This window comes from Hydrogenophaga sp., from assembly GCF_018780075.1.
GTDB lineage: Bacteria > Pseudomonadota > Gammaproteobacteria > Burkholderiales > Burkholderiaceae_C > Hydrogenophaga.
Window position 1 is genome coordinate 1 of sequence record NZ_JADMKB010000183.1, and the last position, 13,822, is coordinate 13,822.

Annotated in this window: 12 protein-coding genes; 8 read left to right on the top strand and 4 right to left on the bottom strand. The window is 69.5% G+C overall.

Features of this window, described 5'->3' with window-relative positions; genetic code table 11:
* From IV088_RS25690 to IV088_RS25720, 7 genes are all read left to right on the top strand, one after another.
* On the top strand, positions 1–1,274 hold a 1,274-nt coding region (locus IV088_RS25690), incomplete at its 5' end, for a hypothetical protein (RefSeq protein WP_291107834.1).
* A gap of 41 nt (positions 1,275–1,315) precedes the next feature.
* Complete coding sequence (locus IV088_RS25695) at positions 1,316–3,034, top strand: Mur ligase (RefSeq protein WP_291107837.1); 1,719 nt, start codon at positions 1,316–1,318, stop codon at positions 3,032–3,034.
* 67 nt (positions 3,035–3,101) lie between these two features.
* A complete protein-coding gene (locus tag IV088_RS25700; RefSeq protein ID WP_291107840.1) occupies positions 3,102–3,620 on the top strand; it encodes an OmpA family protein in 519 nt (172 codons plus the stop codon).
* A 140-nt stretch (positions 3,621–3,760) separates the two neighbouring features.
* Positions 3,761–4,243, top strand: coding sequence for a spore coat U domain-containing protein (locus IV088_RS25705; RefSeq protein WP_291107843.1), 483 nt, complete (start codon positions 3,761–3,763; stop codon positions 4,241–4,243).
* Positions 4,244–4,247: 4 nt separating this feature from the next.
* Entirely contained in the window at positions 4,248–4,985 is a 738-nt protein-coding gene (locus IV088_RS25710; RefSeq protein WP_291107845.1) for a molecular chaperone, read from the top strand.
* Positions 4,985–7,294 (top strand): fimbria/pilus outer membrane usher protein, encoded by a 2,310-nt coding sequence (locus IV088_RS25715; RefSeq protein WP_291107848.1) that lies wholly within the window; start codon positions 4,985–4,987, stop codon positions 7,292–7,294. Before IV088_RS25710 ends, IV088_RS25715 begins: the two co-directional genes overlap by 1 nt.
* Positions 7,291–7,791: a spore coat protein U domain-containing protein gene (locus tag IV088_RS25720; RefSeq protein ID WP_291107851.1), complete on the top strand. Its 501-nt coding sequence runs from the start codon at positions 7,291–7,293 to the stop codon at positions 7,789–7,791. Before IV088_RS25715 ends, IV088_RS25720 begins: the two co-directional genes overlap by 4 nt.
* Positions 7,792–7,863: 72 nt before the next feature.
* Here the strand turns inward: IV088_RS25720 and IV088_RS25725 are convergent, their stop codons facing one another.
* On the bottom strand, positions 7,864–8,655 hold the full coding sequence (locus IV088_RS25725; protein WP_291107854.1) for a hypothetical protein: 792 nt from the start codon (positions 8,653–8,655) through the stop codon (positions 7,864–7,866).
* A gap of 554 nt (positions 8,656–9,209) precedes the next feature.
* On the opposite strand from IV088_RS25725, the gene IV088_RS25730 reads away from it, so the two are divergent.
* On the top strand, positions 9,210–10,265 hold the full coding sequence (locus IV088_RS25730; RefSeq protein ID WP_291107856.1) for a 3'-5' exonuclease: 1,056 nt from the start codon (positions 9,210–9,212) through the stop codon (positions 10,263–10,265).
* A gap of 96 nt (positions 10,266–10,361) precedes the next feature.
* Here the strand turns inward: IV088_RS25730 and IV088_RS25735 are convergent, their stop codons facing one another.
* The 3 genes from IV088_RS25735 to IV088_RS25745 all read right to left on the bottom strand — a co-directional run.
* Positions 10,362–11,177 (bottom strand): class III extradiol ring-cleavage dioxygenase, encoded by an 816-nt coding sequence (locus IV088_RS25735; RefSeq protein ID WP_291107858.1) that lies wholly within the window; start codon positions 11,175–11,177, stop codon positions 10,362–10,364.
* Between the two features lie 79 nt (positions 11,178–11,256).
* On the bottom strand, positions 11,257–12,933 hold the full coding sequence (locus IV088_RS25740) for a SulP family inorganic anion transporter (RefSeq protein WP_291107861.1): 1,677 nt from the start codon (positions 12,931–12,933) through the stop codon (positions 11,257–11,259).
* Positions 12,934–13,093: 160 nt separating this feature from the next.
* Positions 13,094–13,822, bottom strand: a 729-nt coding sequence (locus tag IV088_RS25745; RefSeq protein WP_291107864.1) for a sulfatase-like hydrolase/transferase, incomplete at its 5' end; no start/stop codon positions are given.

A 13,822-nucleotide genomic window follows, 5' to 3' on the forward strand; every position in this document is an offset into this window, starting at 1 on the left:
CCGATACCGATACCGATACCGATACCGATACCGATACCGATACCGATACCGATACGGACACGGACACGGACACGGACACGGATGCCGACGCCGACAACACGCTGCTTTCAGGGGCCGGCCTGGTGCTGGATTCCGCGACCGACTCCACCGGCGAATTGCTGGACGATGCGGGCCTGGGTGAGCTGAGTCCCGTCTTGAATGAGGTCGTCGATCCGATCGTGGGCACGGTGACCGAGGAGCTGGACACCTTGCTGATCGGTGAAGACGGCGACGGGGGCCTGACCACCGAACTGGTCGACCTGGGCCAGGAGGTGGCGGCCGTCGGGGAGGGCTCGCCCCTGGAACCGGTGACCGACCTGGCTGGCGATCTGGTGTCCGATCTGGGCACGACCCTGAACACCGTGTTCAACCAGGATGTGCTGGATTCGGAAACGTCGAGCTCCACCGGCAACGTCGGGGGTGACGCCAACCAGCTCGTCGACAACCTGACCACCAACGCGGACACGCTGCTCGACGGTCTGCTGGGGACCGAGACGCTGCTGTCGGATCTGACCGATGACACCAGCACCGCGCTGCTGGAGGACACGTTGGGCGAGGTGCTGTCGGGTGGCGATGCCGGCGACGCTTCGCTGCTGGACGGGGTGGTCGCGACCGTCGATCAGGGCACCGATGTCGTGGACACCCTGGCGGCCGAGGCGGGCCTGGAGGGCGTGACCGCGCCATTGACCGATGGCGTGGTGGACGCGTCGTCCACGGACCTCTTGAGCGCCGTGGACGACGCCCTGATCGGCACACCGACCGAGCCGGGCCTGCTGGACGAGCTGGCCAGCGTGGGCGACGACGTGGTGGAGACGGGTTCGAGCACGCCGCTGGCACCGGTCACCGATCTGGTGGGCGGCGCCGTGGGTGGTCTGGCGGACACGGCCGACGTTGCCCTGAACCAGGATGCCGCGAACTCAGAAACGGGTTCGTCGACCGAGACGGTGGCCGACCCGCTGGTGGACACCCTGGGTGGCCTGACCTCGGACTCGGACGCGCTTCTCGACGACTTGCTGGGGACGGAAAACCTGGTGTCTGACCTGGTCGATGGGGGCACGACCGCTTTGCTGGAGGACACCGTGGGTGGATCGCTGGACAACAGCGAGGGCGTGGGTGAGGCCATGCCGGGTGATGACACCTCGACGCAAGGCGCCATCACCCAGCCGCTGACCGACCTGACCCAGCTGGGGTCGGGCAGCCTTCTTGACCCCCTCACGGGCAGCCTGGGCGGCTAGGACGGTTCACAGACCGCCGTCTGGATGGCGGCCTTCGTTTCATGACCGATCTTCTTCCCTCGTTCTCGGCGCCTTGCCTGGCGGTGCTGCAGCGTTTCGACGCGGGTCGGCCGCGGGCACCCGGTGCCGGCCAGGAGGTTCTGTTTCTGTCGGTGAGCGATGGCAGCGAGCGGGCGCTCACCGTCTCGGGGCGCGGTGCCGATGTGTCTGCGGCGTGGCAAGACGCGTGGGCGAAGTGGCGCCAGCGCCAGGGCGGGGACGCCGCGGTCCCTCGCTGGGTCCGGGCGGACCGGGTGGTGCAGGTGCATGCCGGGACCTGGGGGCAGGTCCGGCGCCTGCTGGCCGGCACGAAGACCAACTACTTTGCGCTGGGCATCGCCTGGGACGAGGCGTTGACGCAGGCCTGCCTGCCCGAAGAGCTGTGGGCACACGCCTGCCTGTACAGCGGGGACATCAACGCCTGTGTGCCCAACGACGTGAACCTGCGCGCGTTTTCCAGGGCGAGGTGGGGCCGGGAAACCGGCTGGCCACAGGACGATGCGGCGCCGCTGTGGCTTTTTCAGACCAAGGGCGTCTTCGTGGAGGGCGACGGGCCGGTGCTGACACTGGACAACGAGGGCGTGATGGACCGGATCCGCCGCATCGGCCAGCCCGACGCCGCCATGGTGGCCGAGGCCGTGCAGCACAGCGCGGACTTCCTGGCACGCCAGGTGACGCCCTCGGGACGCTGGGTCTACGGCTGGTACCCCTGTTTCGACCGCCCGGTGCCGTCCTACAACGCGCTGCGGCACGCGAGTGCCGCCTATTCGCTGCTGGAAGCATGGGACCTGACCCGCCAGCCGGCGCATCTGGAAGCCGCCACACGGGCCATTGACCACCTGTGCCGGGAGCTCGTCCACCCGGTCGCGGTGCCGGCGGGGGAGGCCCCCGTGGCCTACCTGGTCGATGAAGAGGCCGAGATCAAGCTGGGGGGCAACGGGGTGGCCATTCTGGCCATCGCCAAGCGCATCGGGTTGACGGGCGAGCCCCGGCACCTCGACCTGATCCGACCGCTGGCGGAGGGCTTGCTGCGGATGCAGGATGCGACCACTGGCGCGTTCGTGCACGTGCTGACGTTCCCCTCGCTCGCGCTCAAGGAAGCCCATCGCACGGTGTACTACGACGGCGAGGCGGCGTTCGGGCTGCTCAAGGCCCATGAGCTGACCGGGGACCACCGCTACCTGGCGGCCGTGGGCCGTGCGGCCGAACACTTCATCCAGGCGCAACACTGGCGGTCACACGACCATTGGCTGGCCTACGCGCTCAATGAACTGACCCGGCATGCGCCGCAGGAGCGCTACTTTCGCCTCGGTCTGAAAAATGTCAGCCGGCACCTGGGGTTCATCCGGCAACGCATCACGGCCTACCCGACCTTGCTCGAGCTGATGATGGCCGCGAGGGCCATGCTCGACCGCATGGACTCGCTGGGGCTGGAGCCGCTGGCGCTGGACCCGGGATTTGACCGGCAGGCGTTCGACCTGGCCCTGCACCACCGGGCGCGCCATCTCTTCAGTGGCTACTGCTTCCCCGAGCTGGCGATGTTTTTCCGCCGCCCGGCCAGGATCTGCAACACCTTTTTCATCCGCCACTACAGCTTTCGGGTGCGCATCGACGATGTGCAGCACTGCATCTCGGGACTGGTCGCGTACCACCAGCGTTTTTTGTCGGGCGCCCAGGCACCGTCGCCATCGCCCGGGCCGGCGGTATGGGCCTCGCCATGACGCCCGGACGCGCCATCCGGCGTGCTGATGGCATGCCCCCAGAACAGTCCATCAACAGGAGTCCACCATGATCAAGCACCTCATCCCCTTGGCCCTCATTGCCGCCCTGGCGGGGTGTGCCGGTGTGCAGTCCACCGAGCGCCGCACCATCACCCATCACGGGGGGATGTCGATCGCCCGGCCGGCCCCGGCAGCCGTCTCGATGTCGCCACGGGACGTTGCGTCCGTGGTGGCACCCGCCAGTGTCCAAGGGAGCCCGCTGGGCATTGTGTATTTTGATTTCGACGAGTACGTCGTCGCGCCTCAGTACATCCCGGTGCTCGAAAACGTCACCCGCCTGCTCAAGAGCAAGCCCGGCATGAAAGTGATGCTGGAAGGGCACACCGATACCGAGGGATCGACGGAATACAACCTGGCGCTCGGCCAGCGGCGTGCGGAGGCCGTGCGCCAGGGACTGGCCCGCTTCGGTGCGTCGCAGGAGCAGGCCGAGGCGGTGAGTTTTGGCGAGGAGCGGCCCGCCCTGCAAGGGTACAACGAAGCGGTTGGGGCGCGCAATCGCCGCGCCGAGATATGGACGAAGCCCTGAGGCTGCACAAGCCACCGCAGCATGGGCGTGTTCTGGTGAGCCAATGCTGGACGGACGAAATGACGGCAAAACCCCCCGCTGTTTCTTCGTTCTCCGGCCGGCAGGAGGTGGTAACGTTTGGTCACAGGAGGGCCGGTGTGATGAACTCGTTCGGTAAATTCCTTTTTCCCGCGGCGCTGATGGCCTTGCACGGTGTCGCGGGGTCGGCCACGGCGACGAACACCTTGCTCGTCACCGCCACGGTGAGTGCCGCGTGCATCGTCAGCACGTCTCCCGTGGCGTTCGGGGTCTACAACCCCACTGCGGGCACCGTGCTGGATGGCACGGGCACGGTCTCCGTCACCTGCACCAACGGGACCAGCTACGCGGTATCGCTCGATGGGGGCGGCCAGGCCAATGTGCTGGCCCGTGCCATGTCCAATGTGCCCGACCTCTTGACCTACCAGCTCTACAGCGATGCCTCCAGGACGTCCGTCTGGGGCACCACCGGTGGCGATCTGGTCAATGCCACGGGCACCGGTCTGCAGGTGGATCACACCGTCTACGGGCGGGTGGCCGCCAGCCAGAACGTGCCGGTGGGCAGCTACACCGACACCGTCAACGTCACCGTCACCTACAACTGACGCCATGCGAAGCCTGTGGCGCCGCGTGATCCCGGTCGGCGCGATGCTGTGCACGTGGGCCGCGCAAGCCGGCAGTCTGTCCGTCATGCCGGTGGTGGTGGCCTTGTCGGGCGAGAAGGCCCGCGAGGCGATCACCGTCACCAACCAGGGCGATGAGCGGGTCACCACCCACGTGGATGTGGTGTCCTGGACGCAGTCGGCCGGCCAGGACGTCTTTGGCCCGACCGCCGATGTGTTGCACAACCCGGGCGTTTTCACGCTCGAGCCGGGGCAGACTCAGGTGATCCGGTTGGGATGGCGGGGGAAGGCGCCGCTCGATACCGAGCGCACCTACCGGCTCCTGCTGCGCGAGGTGCCCCCGGCGGCCCCGGCGCAGTCCCCGTCCGCGTCTCCCGCAGAGGCCTCGCCTGCCCGGGTGCGGGTGTTGCTGGAGCTGCGCATTCCCATTTATGTCGCGCCCCACAAGGTGGTCCACCGACCTGAATGGCAAACACGGCGCGTGGACGGCAACAGCGTCGAGATTCGTTTCCGGAACCAGGGCAATGTGCGCACGGTCGTCCGTGGCCTGCAGCTGAGCACGGCCTCGGGCGCGCCGGTGGGCCATCCGCTGGATGTGCATGCTGCGGTGCTGGCGGGTCAGGAACGGGCCTGGACCCTGCCCTTGCCCAACACCGGCGCGGAGGGTCTGGGCGTGGACGTGCGCGCCGACCCGGGCCAGCAACGCCTGACCATTCCCCGTTGATGTGGCACCACTGGCGCGTTGTCCGGACGGTCGCCCTGGCATGCGCGGTCCTGCTCAGCGCCGGCCCGGCGTGGTCACAACCACGGGACGCGGGTCGGGTCCTGATTCTGGATGTCACCGTCAACGGCCAGCGCCTGAACGGTGTGCAGGAGGTGGGCCACTCCGACGATGGCCGCTGGTCCCTGTCGTCGGCGCTCTGGGCTGAGCTGCGGTTGCTGGCTCCGCGGGTTCGGGTGAGCGGGGGCACATTGGACGGCCATGCCTGGCTCGATCAGATCGAGGGCGTGCAGGTGGTGTTCGATCCCGAACGCCAGTCCCTGACGATCATGGCGCCAGCGAATGCCTTTGCCATCTACCGGCTTGCCTCCGACGATCAGATGGCCCTGGCACGGGGCGCCAGCGGCACCGGCGCGTACGCCAACTACGAGTTGCAGGCGGGACACGCCCACGGACACACCGCCTGGACCGGCGGCCTGGAACTGGTGGGCTTTGCGCCCGGCACGCGCCTGACGGGCAGCGCCTACTACCGCAACCAGGAACGGGGCAGCGGGCGCTGGGTGCGCCTGGACACGGGCGTCGAGTTCAGCGACGCGCCCAAGATGCGATCCCTGCGGCTGGGCGACCAGATCACCAGCGCGGGGCTGTGGGGGCGTCCGGCCCGCATCGGCGGCATTGGCATCGGCACGCGCTTCGCCATGCAACCGGACTTCGTGCCGTTCGCCCTGCCCACCCTTCGCGGTGAAGCCGTGCTGCCCTCGACCATCGATGTGCTGGTCAACCAGAACCTGGTCACCTCCGGGCAGGTGCCCGCCGGGCCCTTCGAATGGAACCAGCTGCCCACCCTCACCGGCCGGGGTGATCTGCGCCTGAGCGTGACCGATCTGCTGGGGCGCAAGACCGAGATCGTGCAACCCTATCTGGTGAGCGACCAGCTCCTGCGCCCGGGGCTGGTCGACTTCGCACTCGAGGCGGGCCGCATTCGCGAGGACTACGGCCATCACAGCGGCCGCTACGGCCGCGATGTCCTGCTGGGCCAATACCGGCGCGGCATCGCCGAGCAGCTGACGGCCGAGCTCCGGCTGGAAACCCTGCCGGACCAGCGCACGGCCGGCGCCGGGCTGGTCTGGAAGATCGGCGACTGGGGGCTGATGCAGGCCACCGCCGCGGCCAGCGGGCGCGAAGGGCGAGACGGGCATGCCGGGTCCGTGGGCCTGGATGTGCCGGGCCGTGCGGCGAGCCTGCAGATCAGGTCCTCCCGGTCGAGCCGGTTCTTCGCGCAACTCGGCGCCGACAACCCGGACGCGGCCCGCCAGGCCACCGATCGCGTGGGGGTGCTGATGCCCTGGTCGCACGGGGGCATCGGCCTGACCTGGGTGGAACGCCGGTACTGGAACGCCGATCCGCAGCGCTTCTGGATCCTCAGCGCCAGCGCCTCCTTCGGCACCCGGCTGTTCCTGAGCGCCTACCTGCAATCGGCGCACTTCGAACACAGGCAACGGACCGTGGGGATCAACCTGGTCGTTCCGCTGGAGTCGCACACCCAGGCCTGGGCGCAAGCCAGTCGCTCCTCGGGGCAGACGACGGGGGGGCTGGGCTGGATGTCGAGCCTGCCACCGGGCCCGGGCTGGGCCCACCGGCTGTACGCGGAAACGGACGGGCGCCTCTCGGCCCGGCTGGAGCGCCGTGGCGCTTCTGCGGACTGGCGGGCCGACGTCGATGTGCGGGATGGGAACGTTTCTGTCGGCACCGCTGTCGGCGGTTCGCTGGTGCTGCTCGGCGGCCAACTGCGCCTGGCGCGGCGCATCGAGGGCAGTTTCGCGCTGGTCCAGGTGGGCAACCTGCCGGACGTCCCGGTGTACCGGGACCAGCACGAGGTGGGGCGCACTGGCGCGGACGGCGCCATCATCCTCAACGACTTGCGTCCCTACCAGACCAACCGGATCCACGTCGACCCCAATGATCTGCCCGTCGACGCGGTCTTCGAGCGCCTGCAGCTCAAGCTCTCGCCGGCCCTGGGCGCGGGGGTGTACGCCGACATGGGCGTGCGCCGCGTGCAGCCTTGGACCCTGCGCATGCTCGGCCCCGACGGCCAGGTGGTGCCACCGGGCACGGTGCTGCAGGTGCTGGGCCAAGCCTCGGAGCGCACCGTCGGGTACGACGGAAAATTGTTCGAGCCCGATGGGGCGGCCCACCCGGTGTACACCGGGTCGGTGGCTGGCCGGCCCTGCCGGTTCCGGGCTGTGGTGGCGCCGGCTCCGGGCGAACCCGGTGTGCCCGTGCCCGTTCACTGTGAGGAGACCTCGCCATGAAAGCCCTTCGCGCCCTGTTGTTGTCCGGTGCGGCGCTCGCCGGAGCACCCCAGGCCCAGGCTCTGTGCCTGTTTTGCAGTTGCACGGTGAGCACCACACCGGTGGTTTTCGGGGCTTACAACCCCATCGGCGGCGCATCCGGTTCAGGCACGGGCAGCGTGCAGATGTCCTGCGCGGGCACCGTGGGCCTGTTCGTGGACTACAGCATCTCCCTGAGCAAGGGGGCGTACGCCACCACCTACAACGACCGCCAGATGGCCAACGGCGCTGCCAGGCTCACGTACCAGCTGTACGGCGACACCGGCTCGGGCGGCGCTTGTTCGGCGGTCTGGGGCGATGGCACGGGCGCCACCAGCACCGTCGGCGGCTCGCTGCTGATCGTGCTGCTGGGCTCCAACATCAACCGGCAGGTCTGCGGCACCCTGCCCGCCAACCAGGTCAGCGCAACGCCCGGTGGCTACAGCGACACGGTCCAGGTGGTGGTGACCTACAACTGACATGAAGGGCCGGGACGCCGCGCGCGCACCCCAGTCAGCGGCCAATGCCGCCCATCCTCCGGAACGGGGGTGTCACTCCGCGCCTTCAGCCACTTGGCGCGCGATCAGCTCCTCACCCAACCCCATCCGGTGCCACCGGATCACACGCTGAGACAGACGCGAGTGGTTGTGGTGGTCCTTGCCCCCGCCGGTGGCGCCATCCAGCAGCACGACGGGCAGGTTGCCCCGTGCGGCGGCGTTCACGAAGTCCACCACCGAGGCATAGGGAATCCGCCGGTCCTGGCGGTTGGCAATCAGGTACACCTTGCGACGCGCATCGGGTCGCGCGTCGGCAATGTGGTCCATCGGGTCGTAGACATTTCGCCAGTCTTGTCCTGTGCTGATGTCCGAGGTCGGGTTCGATCGCAGAAGGGATGCGCGAACCCTCACGGCAGCGGGTGCGCCGGAGGCCGCCACGGTGTCGATGTCGGTCCGCCCCGACACCACCATCGCCAGCGCCAGGTACGCGCCACCGCTCTGCCCGGCCAGGCTGATCCGGTCAAAACCATAGCGGGCCTTGATCTGGTCGATGGCTGCGGAGGTCACGGCGACCTCTTCGTGGGTGCGGCGCTCGCGCCGGTGGTTGAGCACCGTGCTGCCGTACACGCCCGGACGCGCCACGCTGATCGTGGGCATGCCCGAGCGCTGCTCGATCCGTTGGGCCTGCGCCATCTGCTGGGCCAAGCTGCCATCGGCAAGGCCGCCGGGTTCCACGCGGTCACCATGGAAGAAGAACAGAATGGGCTGACCAGGGGCGACACGCTGGCTCGGAAAGTAGCGGATGCAACCGACCACCTGTCTCGGTGCCTGACCGGGTCTGCTCACGTTCACCTCCACCCAAACCGCATGCTGCTTCGCCTCGCACTGGGTTCTGGTCAGCTGGGGTGGGCCTCGCCCGATGTCACGGGCGGACGAATCGAAGCGTTCCTCATGTGCATCCAGCGCCACCAGCGCATGGCTGGCGGTGTGCCCCGTCATCCACCACGTGCACGTCAACGCCACCAGCCGCAGCTTCGACACACATCCCCCCACAAGGCGCGAGACCCACTGATGTTCCGTCATGGTCAGCTTGGGCATTCTTTGAGGGAGTTCACTTCAGAGTGAAGGATGGATTGTGCTGGCGTTCGCTGTCAGGCCCGCGGGAGGGGCCTCAATAAAGCGCTCACCCACTGCTGTCCGGGATCCTTGGCAGGCAGAGGGATCAGGCAGAGAGTCGCTGAGCCCTTGATCGGAGGACCGAAGAGCGGGACAACTGGCGGCGGGCTTGCGCAAGCCGGGCGCGTTTCAGGAAGACGATGTCGCCCACAGCCCAGACCGCTGACCACCCGCTTCGTTGCGGAAAGGTCCACCCATCACGTGGGGTGGGGTAGCCTTCGCCCATGAACCAGACCAGTTTCGACTTTGAAGCGCCCTTGCCCGTGGCGCCCGCATCTGCGGCACCCGCCGCCCCACCCGCCGCCCCACCCGCCTTGCCGACGTTGGAAGACATGGCGCAGCGGTTGGAGCAGCACCCCGACTACCGCGTCCTGCGCCGCCTGCTGCCCTGCATGGACTTCGGGCCGGGCCCCGGCGGCGCGGGTCCCACCCAGCGCGTGCTGGTGCTCGACACCGAAACCACCGGGCTCTCGCACCAGAGCGACAAGGTCATCGAACTGGCCATGCTGCTGGTGCAGGTGGACAGCGCCACGGGCTTGCCGTTCGGGCCTGTCGAGGTGTTCGAAGGGTTCGAAGACCCGGGCATGCCGATCCCGAAGATCGCCCAGGAGGTCACGGGCATCAGCGACGACATGGTCCGGGGGCAGCGCCTGGACGACGCGCAGGTCGAGGCCATGGTGACCCGGGCCGACCTGATCGTGGCGCACAACGCCGGGTTCGACCGGCCGTTCGTGGAGGCCCGTTTTCCCTGTTTTGCCGACCGGGCCTGGGCCTGTTCGTTCGCGGACATCGACTGGAGCGCGGCCGGCGCGGGCTCGGCCAAGCTGAGCGCCCTGGCCCAGGACCGGGGCTGGTTCTACGACGCGCACCGCGCCCAAGTGGATTGCCACGCCTTGCTGCAGGTGCTGAGCCAGCCCGTCGGCAACGGCAGCACCACCGGCCTGGGCCAACTGATGGCCGCCGCCGCGCAGCCCAGCTTCAGGCTGCGGGCCACCGCTTCGCCCTTCGAGTCCAAGGACAAGCTGAAGGCCCGTGGCTACCGGTGGGACGGCGAGGCCCGTGTCTGGGCCTGCACCCTGGCGAGCCGGGCGCTGCTGGACGCCGAGCTGGCGTGGCTGCAGGCCGAGGTCTACGGCCGGCGCCCCGTGCGGCCCGAGGTGGAGGCGCTGGACAGCCGGGTTCGTTACTCGGCCAGGGCCGGGCGGCCCGTGGACGCGCTCGATCTCGCCGGCCGGGACCCGGCCGCGGTGGAGACCCTGGAACCGCGCCCGGAACCGTGAATGCCCGGCGGGTGAACGCGGGTGCGGGGCGCGGGAGGTGCCCGCCGTGAAGTGGCCCCGAAGGGCGCGGTGGGCGCGCGGCGCGGGGCCTGCCTGTCAGGCGACCGGTGCGGCGCCGAAGCGAAAGCTCGATGTGGTCAGGGTGCCGGAAAACGCGTCCTCGTGGTAGACGCAGGCGCCGGCCTCCTGGTGGGCCGCGCCCACGGCCACCATCAGCGGGATCAGGTGGTCTTCGCGCGCGTGGGCGACGCGGGCCGAGGGCGCGCGCTCCCACTGCGTGAGCAGCGCATCGCGTTCGGCCGGCGTGGACGCGGTGAGCGTGGTCTGCAGCCAGGCGTCGAACTGCTGCGAAGGCACCGCGCCGCTGGCGTTGAACAGGCGCAGGTTGTGGTAACTCAGGCCGCTGCCGATGATCAGCACGCCCTCATCGCGCAGCGGTGCCAGCAGGCGGCCTGCGGCGAGGTGGGCCGCGGGGTCGAAGTCAGCGCGCAGCGAGAGCTGCACCACCGGCAGGCGCGCCTCTGGGTAGGTGGCCTGCATGACGGAGAACGTGCCGTGGTCGAAGCCGCGCTCCGGGTCGAGGTCGGCCTCCACGCCGCCCGCATTCAGCAGCGACTGCACGCGCTGCGCCAGCGCCGGTGAGCCGGGCGCCCGGTAGTGGATCTGGTAGGTGTGCGGGGGGAAGCCGTAGTAGTCGTAGAGCATGCCCGGCTGCGCGGCCGACGACACCATGAACGACGGCGTCTCCCAGTGCGCGGTGACCACCAGCACGGCGCGCACGCCGTCACCGGCCTCGCGCGCCATGGCCTGCAGCGAGGCTTCGAGCTGGTCGTAGCGCGAGCCGTTCTGCTCGCGCATCCAGGGCCACGGGCCACCGCCGTGGGAGACGTAGTAGGTGGGAAGACGGGACATGGTGCGACTCCTGAAACGGTTTACATGGGGTGTCGAGGCGGCGGATTCAAGTGGCGAAGGTGGCCATGGCTCATGGCTTTCAGGGGCTCACCCACTCCGCATCGCCGCGCAGCAACGCGCAGGCCCGCAGCGCCTCGGCCTCGGTGCGGTACAGGCGCAGGCCGGGGCCGTCCTGCAGGAGGCCGGCGGTCCTGAGCAGGGTCTCCACCGGCAGCTTGATGCCCACCAGGTGCAGGGTGATGCCCTGTTCGGCGAGTTGCCCCTGCACGCGGCCGAAGGCCTCGACGCCGGTCGCGTCCACCCAGTTGATCGGGTGGGCGACCAGCATCACGTGGCGCGTGTCCGGGTGCGCGGTGAGGTGTTCGGTCAGCTGGCGCTCGAACGCGTTCGCGGTGGCGAAGTCCAGCGCCGCGTCCATGCGCAGCGCCAGCATGTTCGGCGCCAGCGGCGCGAGCTGCCAGAGGTGGCGGTCGCGCAGGCTGCCGTCGGCGTGCAGGCCCACCTCGATGATGCGCGGGTGCAGGCGCAGGTACAGGAAGTGCGAGAGCGACATCAGCACCCCCGCCAGCACGCCCCAGTAGAGCTTCGGCGCGGCCAGCACCGTGACCGCCAGCGTGACGCCGGCGATGGACGCCTCGACCCGCGAGAGCTGCCACAGCTTCACGAACGCCCGCGGCCGGATCAGCCCCAGCACCGCGACCATCACGATCGCGGCCAGCACCGCCAGCGGCACGTGCGCCAGCAGCGGCGTCAACAGCAGCACCGCGACCAGCACCACCACCACCGAAAACACCGTGGCCCAGCCGGTGCGTGCCCCGGCGTAGAGGTTCAGCGCCGAGCGCGAGAACGAGGAGCTGGTGGGAAACGCGCCGACCAGGGCCGACGACAGCTTGGCCAGGCCCTGGCCGATCAGGTCCTGGTCCTGGTCCCAGCGCTGGCCGCGCTGCGCGTTGTCCACCTTGGCGCTCGACGCGGTTTCCAGAAAGCTCACCAGCGTGATCACCAGGGTGGGCAGCAGCAGCTGACCCAGCGTGTCCCAGCCCGGCCAGCCCGGCGCGTAGAGCGCCGGCAGGCCCTGGGGTAAGGTGCCGATCACCGCGCCGTCGGCGGCCTCAAACCCGGTCCCGGCGCTCAGGGCCGCCGAGCCGACCACCAGCAACAGCACGCTGGGAAAGGCCGGCCGCCAGCGCCGCGCCAGCATCAGGGCCGCGAGCGACACCACGCCGAAGGCCAGCGTGGGCAGGTGCACGGCGGGCTGGTTGAACAGCGTGGCCCAGCCCTGCGCGAAGCCCAACATGGCGGGCAGTTGCGAGCCGATGATCAGCAGCGCAGCGCCCTGGGTGAACGCCATCAGCACCGGCGAATTCACCAGGTTGAGCAGCCAGCCGAAGCGCGCAAACCCCAGCGCGATCTGCAGCCCACCGGTGAGCAAGGCCAGCCACACCGCCAGCTCGATCCAGCGCGCGCTGCCCGGCTCGGCCAGCCCGGTGAGCGAGGCGCTCACCAGCAGACAGGTCAGCGCCGTCGGCCCGACCGAGAGCCGCACCGACGCACTGAACAGCACCGCCACCAGCGCCGGCAGCATCGACGCGTAAATGCCCGTGATCAGCGGCATGCCCGCCAGCGCCGCATAGGCCACCCCCTGCGGAATCACCATCAAGCCCACCGTCAGCCCCGCCAGCGCTTCACCCCGCAGCAAGGCCGCGTCGGGCCGGGGCCAGTTCAGAAAGGGGAAGAGGCGGTGCAGGCGGGACATGGGTCGATTATTGGCGACGGTGTTTGTCAATGGCGCGCGAAGCGCAGCAACAACGCCACCGGCGCGAAATACCCCAACCCAGAACGCGGCGGAACCGGCTTCGCCGGGCCGCATCGCGTTGCCCCCTGGGGGGTGACGCCGCAGGCGGCGCGGGGGGAGCCTACCTCGCGGGCATGTCCTTGACGCCGTACCCCAGGCTCACCGTCGCATCGGCCGGGATCGGCGGCATGGTCGCGTTCCAGGCCAGCCAGCGTTCGCGCATCGCGTCGAGCCGCTGCGGTTCGCGCTTCGCGAGGTTGGCGCGCTCGCGCGCGTCGCGGGCGATGTTGAACAGGTACTCGTGGCCGTCGACCATCAGGTACTTCCAGTCGCCCTCGCGCAGCGCGCGCTGGCCGCGGTGGTTCATGCGCCAGTGCATGGGCCGATCGAAGGCGTGCGCCGGGTTGCGCAGCAGGGGCGCCAGCGACACGCCGTCCAGCGGGAAGTCCGGGTGCGGCTGGCCACCGCCCACGTCGAGCATCGTGGCCGACCAGTCCATGGTCAGGCTGTGCTGGCCGCTCACCGAGCCGGGCGGGATCACCGCCGGCCAGTGCGCGATCCAGGGCACGCGGATGCCACCTTCGGTCAGGTCCATCTTGCCGCCCACCAGCGGCCAGTTGTCGCTGAAACGCTCGCCGCCGTTGTCGCTGGTGAAGACGATCAGGGTGTTCTCCAGCAGGCCTTCTTCGCGCAGCGCGGCCGTGATCCAGCCGATGCCTTCGTCCATGTGGTGGATCATGCGGCGGTAGGCCTCCACGTTGCCACCGTCCAGGTGGAACAGGTTGGCCGCCACCTCGGGCGCCACGTGCGCGTCGTCGCGCGTTTCCCAGGGCCAGTGCGGCGCGGTGTA